Annotated in this window: 16 protein-coding genes; 8 read left to right on the top strand and 8 right to left on the bottom strand. The window is 68.1% G+C overall.

From position 1 onward, the window contains the following. Nucleotides 1-87 precede the first annotated feature (87 nt). Nucleotides 88-1,332, top strand: a complete 1,245-nt coding sequence (locus tag E5206_RS08235; RefSeq protein WP_136322059.1) for an FAD-dependent oxidoreductase — start codon at nt 88-90, stop codon at nt 1,330-1,332. Here the strand turns inward: E5206_RS08235 and E5206_RS08230 are convergent. Together E5206_RS08230 and E5206_RS08225 are read right to left on the bottom strand one after the other, a co-directional pair. Then, the gene (locus E5206_RS08230; protein ID WP_136322058.1) at nt 1,311-2,540 is read right to left on the bottom strand and encodes a cysteine desulfurase family protein; all 1,230 of its coding nucleotides are present in this window, start codon (nt 2,538-2,540) and stop codon (nt 1,311-1,313) included. The two genes, E5206_RS08235 and E5206_RS08230, sit on opposite strands and share 22 nt — an antisense overlap. 41 nt (nt 2,541-2,581) lie before the next feature. Next, nucleotides 2,582-3,283 (bottom strand): transcriptional regulator, encoded by a 702-nt coding sequence (locus E5206_RS08225; protein ID WP_136322057.1) that lies wholly within the window; start codon nt 3,281-3,283, stop codon nt 2,582-2,584. 89 nt (nt 3,284-3,372) lie between these two features. On the opposite strand from E5206_RS08225, the gene E5206_RS08220 reads away from it, so the two are divergent. The 5 genes from E5206_RS08220 (at nt 3,373) to E5206_RS08200 (ending at nt 7,246) form a co-directional block, all read left to right on the top strand. Continuing rightward, nucleotides 3,373-3,783, top strand: a complete 411-nt coding sequence (locus tag E5206_RS08220) for a hypothetical protein (protein ID WP_136322056.1) — start codon at nt 3,373-3,375, stop codon at nt 3,781-3,783. Between the two features lie 214 nt (nt 3,784-3,997). Beyond that, nucleotides 3,998-4,963 carry a DnaJ domain-containing protein gene (locus E5206_RS08215; protein WP_136322055.1) on the top strand — a complete coding sequence of 322 codons (966 nt, stop codon included), beginning with the start codon at nt 3,998-4,000 and terminating at the stop codon, nt 4,961-4,963. A 92-nt stretch (nt 4,964-5,055) separates the two neighbouring features. Next, nucleotides 5,056-5,523, top strand: coding sequence for a tRNA (cytidine(34)-2'-O)-methyltransferase (locus E5206_RS08210; protein ID WP_136322054.1), 468 nt, complete (start codon nt 5,056-5,058; stop codon nt 5,521-5,523). Nucleotides 5,524-5,751: 228 nt separating this feature from the next. After that, the gene (locus E5206_RS08205; protein WP_136322053.1) at nt 5,752-6,357 is read left to right on the top strand and encodes a sigma-70 family RNA polymerase sigma factor; all 606 of its coding nucleotides are present in this window, start codon (nt 5,752-5,754) and stop codon (nt 6,355-6,357) included. Nucleotides 6,358-6,367: 10 nt separating this feature from the next. Next, nucleotides 6,368-7,246, top strand: coding sequence for an anti-sigma factor (locus E5206_RS08200; RefSeq protein WP_136324035.1), 879 nt, complete (start codon nt 6,368-6,370; stop codon nt 7,244-7,246). 86 nt (nt 7,247-7,332) lie between these two features. On the opposite strand, the gene E5206_RS08195 is transcribed toward E5206_RS08200, so the two are convergent. The 6 genes from E5206_RS08195 to E5206_RS08170 form a co-directional block, all read right to left on the bottom strand. Then, nucleotides 7,333-8,745, bottom strand: coding sequence for a gluconate:H+ symporter (locus tag E5206_RS08195; RefSeq protein WP_240690050.1), 1,413 nt, complete (start codon nt 8,743-8,745; stop codon nt 7,333-7,335). A gap of 29 nt (nt 8,746-8,774) precedes the next feature. Beyond that, a complete protein-coding gene (locus E5206_RS08190; RefSeq protein WP_136322052.1) occupies nt 8,775-9,308 on the bottom strand; it encodes a gluconokinase in 534 nt (177 codons plus the stop codon). A gap of 77 nt (nt 9,309-9,385) precedes the next feature. Next, complete coding sequence (locus tag E5206_RS08185) at nt 9,386-10,165, bottom strand: PIG-L deacetylase family protein (RefSeq protein ID WP_136322051.1); 780 nt, start codon at nt 10,163-10,165, stop codon at nt 9,386-9,388. Between the two features lie 4 nt (nt 10,166-10,169). Then, a complete protein-coding gene (locus E5206_RS08180) occupies nt 10,170-11,123 on the bottom strand; it encodes an electron transfer flavoprotein subunit alpha/FixB family protein (RefSeq protein ID WP_136322050.1) in 954 nt (317 codons plus the stop codon). A 15-nt stretch (nt 11,124-11,138) separates the two neighbouring features. Continuing rightward, nucleotides 11,139-11,939, bottom strand: coding sequence for an electron transfer flavoprotein subunit beta/FixA family protein (locus tag E5206_RS08175; protein ID WP_136324033.1), 801 nt, complete (start codon nt 11,937-11,939; stop codon nt 11,139-11,141). 232 nt (nt 11,940-12,171) lie between these two features. Continuing rightward, complete coding sequence (locus E5206_RS08170; protein WP_136322049.1) at nt 12,172-13,806, bottom strand: trypsin-like peptidase domain-containing protein; 1,635 nt, start codon at nt 13,804-13,806, stop codon at nt 12,172-12,174. Nucleotides 13,807-14,101: 295 nt separating this feature from the next. Here E5206_RS08170 and E5206_RS08165 point away from each other — a divergent pair, with 295 nt between their 5' ends. Both E5206_RS08165 and E5206_RS08160 read left to right on the top strand, forming a co-directional pair. Next, a complete protein-coding gene (locus tag E5206_RS08165) occupies nt 14,102-16,138 on the top strand; it encodes a TPM domain-containing protein (protein ID WP_136322048.1) in 2,037 nt (678 codons plus the stop codon). Between the two features lie 138 nt (nt 16,139-16,276). Then, on the top strand, nt 16,277-17,062 hold the full coding sequence (locus tag E5206_RS08160; RefSeq protein ID WP_136322047.1) for a PspA/IM30 family protein: 786 nt from the start codon (nt 16,277-16,279) through the stop codon (nt 17,060-17,062). Nucleotides 17,063-17,066: the final 4 nt, after the last annotated feature.

Here is a 17,066-nt window from a genome sequence, read left to right as displayed (position 1 = left end):
CGCTTCTAACGTCAGGATGACTGGTTTTAGAATCCCAAGACAGCGCGGGCCTCGGCACGTCGGGCGGCCGCCGGAATCGAGCCCATCATGACCAGCGAAACCATCGTGATCGTGGGCGGCGGCCTGGCCGGCGCGACCGCCGCAAAGACCCTCCGCGCGGAGGGTTTCGCCGGGCCGGTAGTTGTGCTGGCCAAAGAGGCCCACCCTCCCTACCTGCGCCCGCCACTGTCGAAGGAGTACCTGCTCGGCAAGGCCGGCGAGGAAGCCCTGCCGGTGGTGCCGGCGCAATGGTACGGGGAGAACGACGTCGAGCTCCGGCTGGGCGCTCCGGTCGCCGGAATCGATCCGGGCGACCGCACCGTGCGCCTGGCCGGCGGCGGCCGGCTGGAGTATGCCTCGCTGCTGCTCGCCACCGGGTCAGCCCCGCGCTCCCTTGCCTTGCGGGGAAGCGGGCTGGACGGGGTCGGCACGTTCCGGACCGTGGAGGACAGCCGCCGGCTCCGCGGGATCCTCGCCGGGGGCGGCCGGAACGTGGTGATGATCGGCTCTGGCTGGATCGGGATGGAACTGGCAGCCGCCGCCCGCGGCTACGGCAACACCGTGACCCTGCTGGGGCTGGAGGAGGTGCCGCTGGGCGCCGCGATCGGCCGCGAACTGGGCGGCTTCTTCCGCTCGCTGCACGAGGCCCGCGGCGTGCGCTTCCGGCTTCCGGCCGCGGCCGCGGAAATCACCGGACAGTCGGGGCGGGTGACCGGGGTGGTCACCGACGCCGGCGAAGTCCTGCCCGCAGACCTGGTGGTGATTGCTGTGGGCGTGGCCCCTGAGGTCTCGCTCGCCGCGGACGCGGGAATCGGGCTGCAGAATGGCATCCTCACCGATGCCTCGCTGCGGACGGATGCGCCCGGGATCTACGCGGCGGGCGACGTCGCCAACGCGCTGCACCCCTTCACCGGGGAGCACCACCGCAGCGAGCACTGGTCCAATGCATTGAACGGCGGAAAGGTGGCGGCCCGGGCCATGCTCGGCCAGGACGCGGTGCTGGACACGGTCCCGTATTTCTATACGGACCAGTACGACGTCAGCATGGAGTATTCCGGCTTCCCGACACTCATCTCCGGGCCACCGGTAATCCGCGGTTCGCTCGAGGGACGCGAATTCATCGCGTTCTGGCGGCGTGGCGGTCGGGTGGTCGCGGGGATGAGCGTGAACTGGCCGCGGGCCGACAAACCCCAGAAGGCGATCAAGGCACTCATCGGTGCACGCACCGCCGTCAGCCCTGATGTCCTCGCGGACGCTTCGACGCCGCTGGCTCAGCTCCTGCCGGATGCCTGACGGGCCACCGTGCCGGCGGTCTGGATGGTCGATTCGTGCCCGGCCATGCCGGCCTGGCGCGCGCGGGTGTAGGCGCCGGGGAGGGCGGCCAGCAGCGCGTCGACGTCGGCCCCGGTGGAGGAATGCCCCAGGGTGAAACGCTGCGCGCCCCGGGCCGTCTCCTCGTCCAGGCCCATGGCCAGCAGCACATGGGAGGGCCGCGGAACCCCCGCGGTGCAGGCCGATCCGGTGGACGATTCCACCCCGGCCAGGTCCAGCAGGAAAAGCAGCGAATCACCCTCGCAGCCGGGGAAGGTGAAATGCGCGTTACCGGGCAGCCGTCCGGCCGCCGGGGCGCCGCGCAGCACCGCCTCGGGCACCGCCTCGAGGACGCCGTCGATCAGCCGGTCCCGCAGGGCCGCGATCCGGGCGGCTTCTTCGGGGAGCCTCGCGGCGGCAGCCCCGGCTGCGGCGGCGAAGGCCGCAATCGAGGCGGTGTCCAGGGTGCCCGAGCGGACATCGCGCTCTTGTCCCCCGCCATGCTGGACCGGGGTCAGCGTCACCGCACGTCCCAGGACCAGGGCACCCACCCCCACCGGGCCGCCGATCTTGTGCCCGGAGATGGACATGGCGTCCAGGCCGGTGCCGCGGAAGTCCACGGGAACGGAGCCGAAGGCCTGGACGGCGTCGGCGTGCACCGGAACACCGGCACTGTGGGCCAGGGCGACGATCTCGGCAATGGGCTGGATGGTGCCGACTTCGTTGTTGGCCCACATCACGGTGACCAGCGCGATCGATTCCGGGTCGCGTGAGAGCTCGGACTCGAGCACGGCCAGGTCCACGACGCCGTCGGCGTCCACGGGAAGCCAGCGGACGTCGGCGCCTTCATGCCGTCCGAGCCACTCCACGGCGTCAAGGACAGCGTGGTGTTCGACGGCGGAGCACAAGATGCGTGTGCGCTTCGGGTCCTCGGCCTGCCGTGCCCAGTACAGGCCCTTGACCGCGAGGTTGTCCGCCTCTGTGCCGCCGGAGGTGAAAATCACTTCCGAGGGGTGTGCCCCTGCGGCCGCTGCGAGCGTTTCACGGGCGTCCTCCACGGACCGGCGGGCCCGGCGGCCGGAGCCGTGCAGCGAGGACGGGTTGCCGGTCCTGGACAACTCGCGCGTCAGTGCAGCCAGGGCCTCCGGGGCGAGGGACGTGGTGGCGGCATGATCCAGATATACGGGCACAGGCCAATTCTACCTGCGGCGGTGTAGTACGAAGCCGGGCTTCAGAGCGGCCTGATCCTGGCGCAGCACTGACCCGGCCGGGCGGCTCCGCACGCCCTGAGGCCCTCGACGTCGAGTGCCTCGACCCGGCCCGGGGCGACGCCGCAGCCGGCGGCGGCCCCGTTGAGGAAGGCTCCGTTCATGGCGCAGACCACGTCGGTATGGCCCGCGGCAAGGCGGTGGAAGGGGCAGTTCAGCAGGATCAGGCCGCCCTCGCCGTCGCTCTCCGGCCGGTACCCCGCCGCCGCGAGGAACTCCGCGAAGCCTTCCGTAGCGGCGGCAGCCTGGGCCGCCGCCTGGCCCCGGGTGTAGGCAGCCCGGAGCAGCGCCTCGCGGGCGGGGACGCCGTCGGCGGTCGAGGCTTCGACGGCGGCGACCAGCAGCTCGGCGGCAAGATCATAGTTCCGGTCCGGGACCGAGGCGGCCACCTCCTGGACGGCGGCCCGGTAGAGCTTGGCCGGGCGTCCGGAGCCGGGACCTTCGCGGCCGCCGAGTTTCCGGAACTCCACGGCCAGCAGGCCGTCCTGGACCAGCCGGTCCAGGTGGAATGACGCCGTGCTCCGGGCCAGGCCGAGGGCGCCGGCGGCATCGTCGCGGCCGACGGCGTCCTCCGCCGACGCGACGAAATCGAACAGCCGCCGGCGGGTCTCATCGCCCAGCGAAGCGAGGGCCGCAATCCTGCGGATCCACGGGACTCGGTTCATGAATTCACCCTAACTCTAAAAACAAGATTCATTGCTTAACTTCCTTCTCCATTCTAAAATCAACCTATCTACTTTTAGAAGGAGTCGCTATGAAATCTTCCCCAGCCCTCTCGACACGTCCATCCCTGCTCGCCGCCGCACCCGAGCGGCAGGCCTTCCTGCTGTTGCGGACGGTGTTCACCGTGGCACCGATCATCTTCGGCCTGGACAAATTCACCAACCTGTTGACCGACTGGACCATGTACCTGGCACCCGTCGCCACGTCCGTCGTCCCGATGCCCGCGCACAGCATCATGTACATCGTCGGGGTGGTTGAGGTCATCGCCGGCCTGGCGGTGGCGTTCAGGCCGCGGTTCGGATCGTTGCTCGTGGCAGTCTGGCTGCTGGGCATCATCGTCAACCTCCTCATCCTGGGCAGCTTCTTCGACGTCGCCCTTCGCGACTTCGGCCTGCTGGTGGCGGCTCTGGCGCTGAACAGGCTCTCGCCCAAAGCCCGCTGACCGGTTCCCCGCCGGCTCATTCGCAGGCTCGCTCGCAGCCCATTTGCCGAAGAAGGCCGGAATGCCGGTCCGGATGGCGGCCTTCTTCGGCAGTTGGCCCCGCGATGCCGTCGGGAACCTTCGGGGCCCGCGCGGACGTTAGTCTTCCAGCCGGTTAAACTGGCCAGGCCGGAGGTCCAGAACGCGCTGGCACCATCAACAGAAGGATTCTTGCTTGACGCAGGGCAACAGCTCGCACTACCAGGTCCTCCGGATCCCGGTGACGGCCACGGACAAGGAGATCAAGGTGGCCTACCGCAAGGCCGCCCGCCTCTCGCACCCCGATCACGGCGGCGACCCCGCGGCCTTCCGGCGCGTGACCCTCGCCTATGAGACCCTGATCGACGCGAAACGGCGCGCCGAATACGACCGGTCCTACGGCAGCGGCCTCCGCGGCTCCTATTCCACGGCCCCCGGCGATGAAGGGGCGCACTTTGACGCCCCCGCGGCAGGCAGCCATGCTTCCGCCAATGTGCGCCGGCCCAACACGCCGCGGAATACCGCCGCCGACGCCCCCGTCTTTGTGCCGCCGTTCGAGCAGTTCGCCCAAGCCGGCCAGATGCCGCTCATCCCCGAGGACGTGGCGCGGCAGCAGATCCACGGCCTCCCCCGCAAGCGCGGGATCTTCGGTGCCGAGGCAAGGATCCAGCGCGAAATGCGGACGGTGCAGCTCATCAGCCGGCAGATCCTCCCCGCCATCCCGGCCGCGCGCCTTATCAACGGGCTGCAGTCACCGGCGGACAACAGCCACATCGACCACGCCCTGCTCGCCGGTTACCGGATGGCGATCATCGGGTCCATGCTTCTGCCGCCCGGTGCCTATGCCTGGAACGGCAGCACACTGACCCACGGTGGACGGTCGATCGCCCCGCCTCAGCTGGCCCACGTGGTGCGCCGGATGCAGGACATCTTCCCGGAGCTCAATGTCACCGGGTGGACCGTCGTCCACAGCACCGATGGGAACCTGCACCAGCCGGTCATCGACCAGCACCGCCGTACGTCCGGCGGCAGCCAGGACATGGTCCAGGTGGTCAACGCCGCCGGCCTGGCCCGCGGGCTCAAGCAGTTCCTGAACTCCGGCCCCGCGCCGAACACCGTCAACGTTCCCGTGCTCGCCAGGCTGCTGCGTGGCATGCACTAGCGGCTTTGCGCCGTCTGGCGGCGCCGCTGCCTGACGGCGCCCCTGTCCAACGGCGCGACGGCGGGCCGACGTCGGCTCGCTAGGATGGGAAGGTGTTCCGCATCCTCTTCCACACCCCCGAAATTCCCGGCAATACCGGCAACGCCATCCGGCTCGCCGCCATCACCGGCGCCGAACTGCACCTGGTGGAGCCCCTGGGCTTTGATTTTTCCGACGCCAAGCTTCGGCGGGCCGGGCTCGATTACCACGACCTCGCCGTCGTATCGGTGCACCCGGACATCGACGCGGCCTGGGCGGCCCTGCAACCGGAGCGTGTTTTTGCCTTCACGTCCGACGGCGAGGCCTCCTATACGGATATCAGCTACCGCCCCGGGGACGTCCTGCTGTTCGGCCGCGAATCCGTGGGGCTCCCGGAGGAGCTCAAGCACGACCCGCGCGTGACCTCCCGTGTCCGCCTGCCGATGCTGCCGGCCCTGCGCTCCCTGAACCTTGCGAACGCGGCATCCATTGCCGTCTACGAGGCGTGGCGCCAGAACGGGTTCGCCGGCGCCCGGCTCTAGACCGCGAACCAAGGGAAGGAATTCCCGCGGCCGCTCCCATCCGGCTCCCCCGCGGCACCGAATCCCCTTTGAAGACCATACAAGCGGAGCGGGGACGGGAGCGAGGAGCGGCAGGTGGCAACAACGCAGGCGGACCGGCGCCCGGCCCGGCAGGTAACGGGCGGCCACGCCCCGGGACCCGCGAATCCGTACCCGGGATCGGAGGCAGGCCCCTTATGCTTGGAGGTGATGGAAACTCCCAATGCCCCGAACCCCGGGGGCGCCGCTCCGCCAGGCACCGCAACCGAGCTGAACCACCGGCTGGGGACGTTGCTGGAACGGATTGCCCAGGGTGACCAGCCGGCCTTTGCCGAGTTCTATCAGCTCACCTCACGGCGCGTTTTCGGCATGGCCCGCCGGGTCCTGATCGATCTGGAACTCAGCGAGGACACGACCCAGGAGGTGTTCCTCCAGGTCTGGCAGAATGCGTCCAGGTTCAACCCCGAGGCGGGCAGCCCGCTCGCGTGGCTCATGACCATCTCGCACCGCCGTGCCGTGGACAAGGTCCGCTCCTCCCAGTCGTCCACCGACAGGGAAGCCAAATACGGCGCCAGCAGCCAGGAGATCGACCACGACTCCGTCTCCGACGAGGTCGGCAGCCGGCTCGAAGCCGAGGCCGTCGTGCGCTGCCTGGAGACGCTGACCGATACGCAACAGGAATCGGTGCGGCTGGCCTACTATGGCGGCCTCACCTACCGGGAAGTCGCAGAAAAGCTCAACGCGGCCATCCCCACCATCAAGTCCCGCATCCGCGACGGACTGATCCGGCTGAAGACCTGTCTGGGGGTGAGTTGAGTTGACCGACATGAACATCCAGGGCAACGGCCGCGTCCCCGGCGGCTTCACGGCCCATATCGCCACCGACCTCACCTCGGGACGCGCGGTTGACCTCGCCGAGGTCTACGCGCTGAACGCCGTCGACGACGCCGAACGCGCCGAGATCGAGCACTACCTCGCCACGGCACCGCCGGTCGAGCGGAATGCCTTCAACGAGCGCGTGCGCCAGGCCCGGGAAACGCTCGCCACCAGTTTCACGGCCGAGGAGGAACCACCGGCCGGGCTCTTTGACCGGATCGTGGCTTCCCTGCCGGCCCAGCCGGCACGGCAGTTGCCTGGCGGCGGCCCCGCTGCCGGCCAGTCCCCGCCTCCGGTGGTGGCACGACCCATCCGCGAGCCAGCCGAACGGCCCGTCACCGACGAACTCGGCGCCGCCCGCCAGCGCCGGGAGGAACGACGGCGCCCCCAAGGCATGCGCAACTGGCTCATCGGCGTCGCAGCCGCAGCCGTGATCGCCCTCGGCGGGGTGGGCGTCGGCGCCTACGTGGCGAACCAGAACGATCCGCTCAGCCAGGTGCTCCAGGCGGGCGACAAGCGGCAGGCCACCGTCGAGGTCAGCGGCGGCGGTACGGCCACCGTGACGATTTCCTCGTCAAGGGACGCCGTCGTGGTCAAGATGAACGGCGTCCCGGCACCACCGGCCGGCAAGGTCTACCAGATGTGGCTGATCCCCAAGGACGGCTCCGCGCCGGTTTCGCAGGGCCTGATGGATGCCCAAGCACTGGCCAAGCCGGCCGTCGTCAAGGGCATTGCCTCGGCCGCGTCCCTGGGCATCACGGTGGAACCGGCCGGCGGGTCAAAGTCGCCGACCACACCGACGGTGGCCGCCGCGCCGCTCGGAGCCTAGCTCCGGGAACAACAAAGCCGCGCAGCCCTCGCCTCCCCTCGAGGATCAAGGCCTGCGCGGCTTCTTGTTTTGGGCTGCCGGTCCGGCTAAATGACCAGCGAGAGCAGCATGACGAAACCGAAGCCCACCACGGAGATCAGCGTCTCCATCACGGACCAGGTCTTGAAGGTCTGGCCGACGGTGAGCCCGAACAGTTCCTTGACCAGCCAGAATCCTGCGTCGTTGACATGCGAGAGGAACAGTGAGCCTGCGCCGATGGCCAGGGCGAGCAGGGCCGCATGCGTGGGCGTGAGCGAACCGGCCAGCGGCGCCACGATCCCGGCTGCCGTCACCGTGGCCACGGTGGCCGAGCCGGTCGCGAGCCGCAGGGCGACGGCCACGATGAAGCCGAGCACGAGGACGGACATGTTGGTGCCCTCGGCCCATTTCTTGACGGCGTCCCCGACGCCGGCGCCGATCAGGGTCTGCTTGAAGCCTCCGCCGGCGCCCACGATCAGCAGGATTGCGGCAATCGGTCCGAGGCTGGCACCGATCTTGGAGGTGATCTTGTTGCCGGTGAAGCCCACGGCGTAGCCGAAGGTGACGGTGGCCAGCAGCACGGCCAGGGTCATGGCGACGAGCGGCTGCCCGACGAAATCGAAGAAGCCCCGGATCCCCGGAGCGGTCGTCGCGTCGGGCCAGATGATATCCACGACGGCCTTGAGCAGCATGAGCACGACAGGGAAGACGATGGTCAGCAATGTCACCAGGAAGCTCGGCTGGCGCTTGACGCCTTCCGTGTCCGCGCCGTGTTCGGTGTCGATGCCGCCCGCGACCGCAGGGGCGCCCACCGGGACCCACCGGGCGGCGAGCCGGGAAAACAGCGGGCCGCAGATGATGACCGTGGGGATGGCCACGAGGAGGCCCAGTGCCAGGGTGGTGCCGAGTTCCGCCTTGACGGCGCTGATCGCGATCAAGGGTCCCGGGTGCGGCGGCACAAGCCCATGCAGCACCGACAGGCCTGCCAGCGCCGGGATCGCGATCCGCATGAGCGGCATCCTGGAGCGCTGGGTGACCAGCACGATCACGGGCAGCAGCAGCACGAGGCCGATCTCGAAGAACATCGGCAGTCCGATGATGACGGCGACCAACGTCATGGACCAGACCAGTTTGTTGCCGCTGGCCTTGGCGAGCAGCGTGTCCACGACGCGGTTGGCTCCGCCGGAGTCAGCCAGCAGCTTGCCCAGCATCGCGCCGAGGGCGATCAGCAGCCCGACTTCCTTCAGGACGCCACCCACTCCGTCCTCGAAGTTGCTGATGACCTTGGCCAGCTCAACGCCGGAGGCGAGGCCCACGAAGGCCGAGCCGAGGACGAGGGCCAGGAAAGGGTGCAGCTTGAACTTGGCAATGAGCACCACGATGAGCGCGATGCCAAGGGCGGCTACCAGCAGCAGCTGGGTGTCGTGGCCGGTCCAGGCCTCGACGGCAGTAGGTAGCTGCGTTGCTATCTGTAAATTCAAAGTGTGTTCCTAATTCCAGATGTGCGTATTTACGGCGTTGCGGCGTCTGCCGCTTCCAGCCGGAGTCGGTCGATGATTTCCTGGGCCTCGTCCGCCGGCATTGCGGAGACGCCCACGGCAATGAAGTTTTCGTCCCCGGTGGGCGCTTCGAGCGCCTCGAACTGGGATTCAAGCAGTGCCGGCGGCATAAAGTGCCCGTGCCGGGCGGCCAGCCGGTCCGAGATCCTGTCCCTGCTGCCTTCCAGGAAGACAAACACGACGCCTTCGCCGCGCAGGACGTCCCGGTAGCGTTTCTTCAGCGCGGAACAGGTTATGACGCCGGGCCGGCCGGCCGCAGTGTGCGCCCGGATCCATCCGGCGATGCTTTCCAGCCACGGCCACCTGTCCTCGTCGGTCAGCGGCTGGCCGGCGTGCATCTTCGCCACATTGGACGCAGGGTGCAGCTCGTCGCCTTCCTCAAGATCCCAGCCGAGCCGGCCGGCCAGGAGCCCGGCCACGGTTGATTTTCCGGATCCCGAGACCCCCATGATTACCAGGACAGGGTGCTGCGCAGTCTTCGCCATCAAAGTCTGCCTTCCATCTGAAATAAATATGCTTTAAACAGAGGCAAGCATATGACAACGGTCACCTTCCGGCAACACTAAAAACCGGAGATGGTCCCCGGACCGTTGACGGAGACGATATGGAAGGCCTCGGCACTGCTTCCGGCCGGCATGCCCGCACGGCGCGCGGTGCCGAGCATCAAGGCCCGCACGGTGCGGTCCATCGCCTCCACATCGGGGTGCTGGCTGGTGTGGATATGGATGGCCGCAAGCTTGCGGTCCACGTGCTCGGTCACGTCGACGAAGTGGTTTTCCCGGGTCTCCGGACCGGCGAAAAGCCACAGCCAGGGCAGCTTGTAGGCCTGCAGGCCGGCCGCGGCCAGTTCCGGGTACGCGAAGGGGTTTTCCAACGCCGGATACACGGCCCGGGTCACCGCCTCCCCCACAGCCAAATGGTCCGGGTGGCTCTTCTGGATCCGGTTCCAGTCGCGTTCCGGGTGCATCGAGAGCACAACGTCGGGCCGGAGCTGGCGGATCAGCCGCACCACTTCCCGCATCACCTCGTGCGAGGGCTCGAGGAAGCCGTCGCGCTGGTGCAGGTAGTGGATATCCGTGACGCCCACGAGGGCGGCGGCGCGCTCCTGCTCCGCGGTGCGGAGCCGGACGATTTCCTCGCGCTGATCCGGGTCAAAGCCGCCGGCGTCGCCGTCGGTCATGATGCAGTAGCTGACCTTGACCCCCGCCGCGGTCCAGGCGGCGATGGTGCCGGCGGCGCCGAAATCGATGTCGTCCGGGTGCGCGGTGAAACAAAGCACCCGCTCGACCCGGTGGGTCTCCGGGTCGAACGGGCCGTGCGCCGGAAGGGCGTTCGTACTCAAGGATTCAGCCCCGGTGCTTCTTGATTTCTTCGGTGGCCTGCGGCAGGACCTTGAACAGGTCCCCGACGATGCCGAAGTCCGCGATCTCGAAGACCGGCGACTCCGCGTCCTTGTTCACGGCCACGATCACCTTGGCGGTCTGCATTCCGGCCTTCTGCTGGATGGCGCCGGAAATGCCCGCTGAGATGTAGAGCTGCGGCGAGACGGTTTTGCCGGTCTGCCCGATCTGCGCGTCATGGCCGATCCAGCCGGCGTCCGTGGCGGCCCGCGAGGCGCCGATGGCAGCGCCGAGGGCATCGGCGAGTTCCTCCAGTGGACCGAAGTTTCCGTCCACGCCTCGGCCGCCGGCCACAACGATCCGCGCCTCGGTCAGTTCGGGGCGCCCGCTGGCAGGCTTTTCGTTGCGGGCGGTGATCCGGGCCGCCGCGGCGGTGGCATCGGCCGGAAGCTCAAGGGTGACCGTTTCGGGGGCCGTGCCGGTCGCGGAAGGCTCGGGCGCGATGCTGTTGGCCTTGACCGTGAGCACGGAAACCGGCGTCGTGGCCTTCGCCGTGGTGGTGTACGAGCCGGCGAGAACCGATTTGTGCGCCGTCCCGTCCGGGTCCACCGCAACGACGTCGGTGATGACACCGGCGCCGAGCCTGATGCCCAGCCGGGCCGCGATTTCCTTGCCCTCGGCGGAGTTCTCGGTCAGGATGACGGCGGCGCCGGACGCGGTAGCCGCCGCCGCGAGGAAGGCTGCCTTCGGGCCCACGAGGTAGTCGTCCAGGTCCGAGGCGGAGGGCCGGTAGATCGTCCGTGCACCATGGGCGGCCAAGGCCGCCGCGACGTCGTCGCTGAGTCCGCCGTTGAAGGCGACAGCGGCGTCCCCGAGGGTACGGGCGATGGTGAGCAGCTCCAGGCTGGACTTCTTGAGCGCTTGGCCGGGGTTGTCGATGAAAACGAGTGCTTTTGCCATGTTCGGAAATTCCCCTTAGAGCAGCTTCTGGGCGGCCAGGAACTCGACCAGCTGGATGCCGGCGTCGCCTTCGTCCGTGATGATGGTGCCGGCCGTGCGCGGCGGGCGGGGCTCGGCGGTCCCGACGGCGGTCCAGGAACCGGACTTGCCCACTTGGGCCGCGTCGACGCCGATGTCGGCAAGGCTCAGCGTGGTGATGGTTTTCTTCTTCGCCGCCATGATGCCCTTGAAGTTCGGGTACCGGGGATCATTGATCTGGTCGGTGACAGAAACGACGGCAGGCAGCGGGGCCTCAATGGTGTCCGCGTGCGTGTCGCCGTCGCGGCGGGCAGTGAGCTTGCCGGCGTCGAGCTCCAAGGACGCGGCGAAAGTTACCTGCGGGAGGCCCAGCCGCTCAGCGAGCTGTGCCGGGACCAGCGAGGTCTCACCGTCGGTGGAGGCCATTCCGGTCAGGATGAGGTCGACGGGGGCGTCCGCGCCAAGGTACCGGATGGCTGCGGCCAGGGCCAGTGAGGTGGCGGCGGCGTCGGACCCGGCCAGGGCGTCATCGCTGAGGTGCACGCCTTCAGTGGCGCCGATCTGGAGGGATTTCTTCACCGCGTTGACGGCCGCGGCCGGCCCCATGCTCAGGGCGATGACCTTGTTGCCAGCCGCTTCTCCGCCGCGGGCCTCGGTGAGCTGCAGCGCCGCTTCCAGGGCGTATTCGTCCAGTTCCGACAGGATGCTTTCGGAGCGGTCCACCGTGTGGGCCTCCCCGGTGATGTGGCGGTCGAACTGCGCGTCAGGGACGTGCTTGACCAGCACAATGATTTTCAATGTCTCTTCCACTGTTTTACAGCAGCCTTCCATGCGGTGGACGGCCGGCCGGGCGGGGCCATGGCCACGGAATGCCCGGGGGCCGGGGTTTCTCCAAGCTAACCATATAGCGGGGCGGCCGCGCGGGCCCGCTATTGCTTGTGTCCGCACTGTGGCGCACCGTGGCGCCCGACGGCAGAGGCCGGACGGCACCGTGTGGTGCCCTCCGGCCTCGTGGATCCTGCCGCGTTCGCTACTGGTCGGCTGCGGCGCCGAGGGTTACGTCGAACTCCTTCTGCTGGCCGCCCCGCAAGACCGTCACCTTGACCGTGGCGCCGGCCGGCTGCTCGCGTACCGCCGCGGTGAGCTGGTTCGGGTCGCTGATCGCGAGGTCCTGGAACTTCGTCACGACGTCGCCGGCCTTGATGCCTGCCTTGTCGGCGGCGGAGCCGGACTCGACTGTGGCGACTTCCGCACCGACCGAGAACCCGGAGGCCGTGGAGCCCGTCTTGGCCTTGACGCTGACACCGAACTGCCCGTGCGTGGCCTTGCCGTTGCTGATGATCTCCTGGGCAACGCGCTTGGCGTTGTTGATCGGGATGCTGAAGCCGACGCCGATGTTGCCGCTGCTGCTGGTGCTGGAGTCGCCACCGGCAGAAGCTATCGCGACGTTGACGCCGATGATCTCGCCCTTGGTGTTGACCAACGCACCACCGGAGTTGCCCGGGTTGATGGCGGCGTCCGTCTGGATCACGTTGATGGAAATGGACCCTTGGTTGGCCGTGCTCTGGCTCTGGCTACCGCCTGGCGGGGCGAACTGGAAGCCCTGGCCGCCGCCCTGGGAATTGTCGGCTCCGTCCTTGGGCGCGGCCGAGGAGGCGACGCTGATGGTGCGGTTGAGCGTGGACACGATGCCGTCTGTGACGGTTCCGGTCAGCCCCAGCGGGGAGCCGATGGCGACGGCGGTGTCCCCGACGTTCAGCTTGCCCGAGTCGCCCAGCGTTGCCGGGACCAGGCCCGAGGCGTTGTCCATCTTGACGACGGCAAGGTCCGAGAGCGGATCGGTACCGATGATCTTCGCGGTGTAGACCTTCCCGTCACTCGTGCGGACCTCGATGGCGGCGTTGGATGCCTTACCGTCGAGGGTGACGACGTGGGTGTTGGTCAGGACGTGGCCGTCGCCGTCCAGGATGATCCCGGAACCGGTACCGCCGTCGCTGCCGCTGGTTGCCTTGATGGTCACGACGCTCGGCGAGGCCTTCAAGGCGGCGGCGGTGATGGCGTTGACATCGTCCTTGTTGTTCACGATCACCGGCCCGGACTGGCTGGTGTTGCTGCTCGAGGACGCGGTGGTGGACCGGTCCGCCAGCAGGGCGCTGCTGCCTGCGACGACTCCGCCGCCGATCAGGCCGGCCGCGAGGATGCTGGCCACGAGGGTGGGGACGCCGAAGGCAGCCTTGCGCTTGGGGGAATGCGCCGGATTGTTCGAATAGTTAGGGCCGGAGGGGTAGGAAGGACCCGACGCCGGCTGGTGACCGGTATAAGGACCGCCCTGGGGCGGGTTGTGTTGTGCCGGGTCGTGCTGGGACGCGCCGTACTGGTTCTGGCCGAACGCGCCCGGGTTGCCGGACTGCCCGTAGGGACCGGCCTGGTGGCCGGGGGCACCGAACTGCTGGGTTGCCGGGGCTGCGGGCTGGCTATAGGGAGGCTGGTGCGGCGGGAAGACGGGCCGCGGGGAGCCGTCTTCGGCGCGGGTCAGCCGCAGCGTGGGATTCTCGTTGGGCGGCTCCGGCGAGGGGGCGGCCGGCGGCTGCTCCGATGATCCCCCATACGGCTTGGCCGGCTCCCGGTTCTCTGGTGACGCACCCTGCTCTGGGTTCTCAGTCATGGGACTTCCTTTCAAACTCGTCTGCCTTTAACTATGGACGCTTTCACTGATACTAGAGCGGACATTTGCTGGGAGGTTCCTGAACGTCGCGGCGGGTGCCGCAAACACGTGTTTAAACGTTCCAGCACGTTTCGCTGGTGGCATATTCCCGCCGGTGGACGGTCAAGGGGGTGCACCATAGAATCAAATGGAATTGCCACAGCGACCTGCGGCTTTACATCTGCGTGGGGGCGCTGCTGCATTCTGTGACGACCGGTTCGGCCGAACCGGTCGCAGAAGTGCTGAAGGGTTGCACATGCGGTCGAAGTTGAAGCGTTTCCTCGCCTTAGTTGGCGTCGCTGGATTGCTGGCGCTTCCTGCCGCTCCGGCCTTTGCCGAGGACCCGGTGACCATCCCGTCCGGACAGAATGTCGTGGACAACGCGAACGTGCTCGGCGGCCGCAAGGCCGAAGTCCAGGACGCTGTCCAAAAGCTCCTGAAGGACCACAAGTACAACCTGTACGTGGTGACCGTGAATTCCTTCGAGGATCCGTCCGATCCTGCCGGCTGGGGGCAGGCCGTGGCAACCAAGAAGAAGATGGGCAACGCCGACGTGCTCCTGGCGATTTCCACCGCCGGCCAGTACTATTTTGCGCCGAGCACAGCCAGTCCGATTTACTCCAAGAAGTCGAACATTACCCAGAATGCCATCACGGTGAACCTCGCTGGCGGCAAGAAGGACTACGCGCAGGCTGCCATTGATGCTGCCTCCGCGATCGGCGACGCCGCCGGCGGTGGCAGCGGCACGGTCTCCTCCGGAGGCGGAAGCGGCGTCCTGGTGGGCGTCGGCGTCGTTGCGGCCGGTGGCGTGGGTACGTACCTGTACCTCCGCAACCGCCGGAAGAAGACCGGTCAGGCAGCCGGCCCAGGCTACGGCCCCCAGGGCGCGGAACCGGACCCGCTGGCCGGGCTCAGCGTCGCGGAGCTGCGCCGCAAGAGCGATTCGCTGCTGATCGAGGCGGACGATGCCATCAAGTCCAGCGAGCAGGAACTCGGCTTCGCCCAGGCCCAGTACGGGGACTCCGCCGTCGGCAACTTCACCAAGGCGCTGCAGGACGCGAAGGCCCATATGTCGGAGTCGTTCAAGCTGCAGCAGCAGCTGGACGACCACATCCCGGACACCGAAGAGCAGCAGCGCTCCTGGCTCGGCGAAATCATCCAGCGTTCCCAGGCCGCCCTTGCCTCCCTCCAGGAACAGAAAGCTGATTTCGACTCGCTCCGCGAACTGGAGAAAAACGCTCCGCAGGCCCTTGCCGCAGTCGGCGCGGGGGCAGCCGAGGCCGACGCCACGATCGCCAGCGCCGAACAGTCCCTGACGGAGCTCCGCGCCAAGTACGCCGACAGCGCCCTGGTGCAGGTCGGCGACAACATCAGCCAGGCCAAGGAACGGCTGACCTTCGTCCGGAACGCCTCCGCCACGGCCCAGGAGAAGCTCGCGGCCGGGGAAAGCAGCCTCGCCGCCGTCGCCGTCCGCGCGGCGGAAGAAAGCCTGCACCAGACCAACGTCCTGATCGGCGCCATCACCAAGGTGGCCGGCAGCCTCGACGCGGCGCGCAGCGGACTGGAGTCCGCCGTCGTCGACACCGCCCAGGACCTGGCCCAGGCGCGGGCGATGATCCAGTCCGGGGACCACCCGGAACTGGCCGGACCGGTGGCCGCGGTGGAAGCCGCCCTTGCCCAGGTCAAGGCCGAGATCCAGGGCGGCCGGATCGATCCCATCGCGACGCTGCAGCGGGTGGAAACGGCCCACCAGTCACTGGATGCGTCCCTCACCGGGATCCGTGACCAGCAGGAACAGGAACGTCGCGCGCAGGCCTCGCTGCAGCAGAGCATCATGTCCGCCCAGGCGCAGATCAGCGCGACGTCGGACTACATCACCGCGCGCCGCGGCGGCGTCGGCACCGAGGCACGCACGCGCCTCGCGGAGGCCCAGCGGAATTTGGACTACGCCCTGTCCATCTCACGCACCGATCCCGTCACGGCGCTGCAGTACGCCCAGCAGGCCCACTCGCTGGCGGCCCAGGCAGCCCAACTGGCCCAGTCCGACGTCGATCACTTCGGCGGTTTCGCCAACCAGGGCTACGGCCGCGGCGGGATGTTCGGCGGCGGCGGAGGCGGCGGCCTGGGCGGAGCCATCCTTGGCGGCATCCTGATCAACTCCATCCTGCATGGCGGCGGCGGAGGCGGCTGGGGCGGCGGCGGCTGGGGCGGCGGCGGCGACTCCGGCGGAGGCGGCTGGGGGGGCGGCGGGGGCGGCGGCGATTTCGGCGGCGGGGACTCCGGCAGTTTCTGACCGGTCAGGATTCTGGCCCGACAGGGAACGACTACAGACTAGGCGCCGGAGGGCACCCTCCGACCGGCGGATAGAAGCGGTACATCATCTGTTCACTGAAGTCAGTGGGAACCACTGAGCAGGACGAAAGGTAACACCATGAAGCAGTCCATTTTCGGCCGCATGGCGCAGCTGGCGAAAGCCAACATCAACTCCTTGCTGGACCAGGCAGAGGACCCGCAGAAGATGCTGGACCAGATGGTCCGCGACTACACGAACAACATCGCGGAGGCCGAGTCCGCCGTGGCCCAGACCATCGGCAACCTGCGCATGCTGCAGGACGACTACAACGAGGACATCAAAAACGCCCAGGACTGGGGCAACAAGGCCCTCGCGGCATCCCGTAAGGCCGACGAATACCGGTCCAAGGGCGACCTCGCCGACGCCGAGAAATTCGACAACCTGGCCAAGGTCGCACTCCAGCGCCAGATGTCTTCGGAGAACGAGGCCAAGTCCGCGGAGCCCAACATCGCATCCCAAAGCGACGTCGTCGACAAGCTCAAGCACGGCCTGGACCAGATGAAGGGCAAGCTCAACGAGCTCACCAGCAAGCGCAATGAGCTTGTGGCCCGCTCCAAGACGGCCGCCGCGCAGAGCCAGGTGCACGATGCCCTCAAGAGCATTGACTTCATGGATCCAACCTCCGAAGTGGGCCGTTTCGAAGAGAAGATCCGCCGCGAAGAAGCCAAGGTCCGCGGCCAGCAGGAACTCGCCGCCTCCAGCCTGGATGCCCAGTTCAACTCTCTGGAAGACCTCGGTGAGCAGACCGAAATCGAGGCACGGCTGGCGGCGCTGAAATCAGGGGGTGCCCCGGCCGCCATCGGCGCAGGCGAGAACAAGGCGTCCGGCTCCGTCGTCGACGAAGCCGACTTCGACAAGCTCTAAGCTC

The sequence above is a fragment of the Arthrobacter sp. PAMC25564 genome (assembly GCF_004798705.1).
Classification (GTDB): Bacteria; Actinomycetota; Actinomycetes; order Actinomycetales; family Micrococcaceae; genus Arthrobacter.
This window is presented reverse-complemented; position numbering and strand designations above follow the sequence as displayed.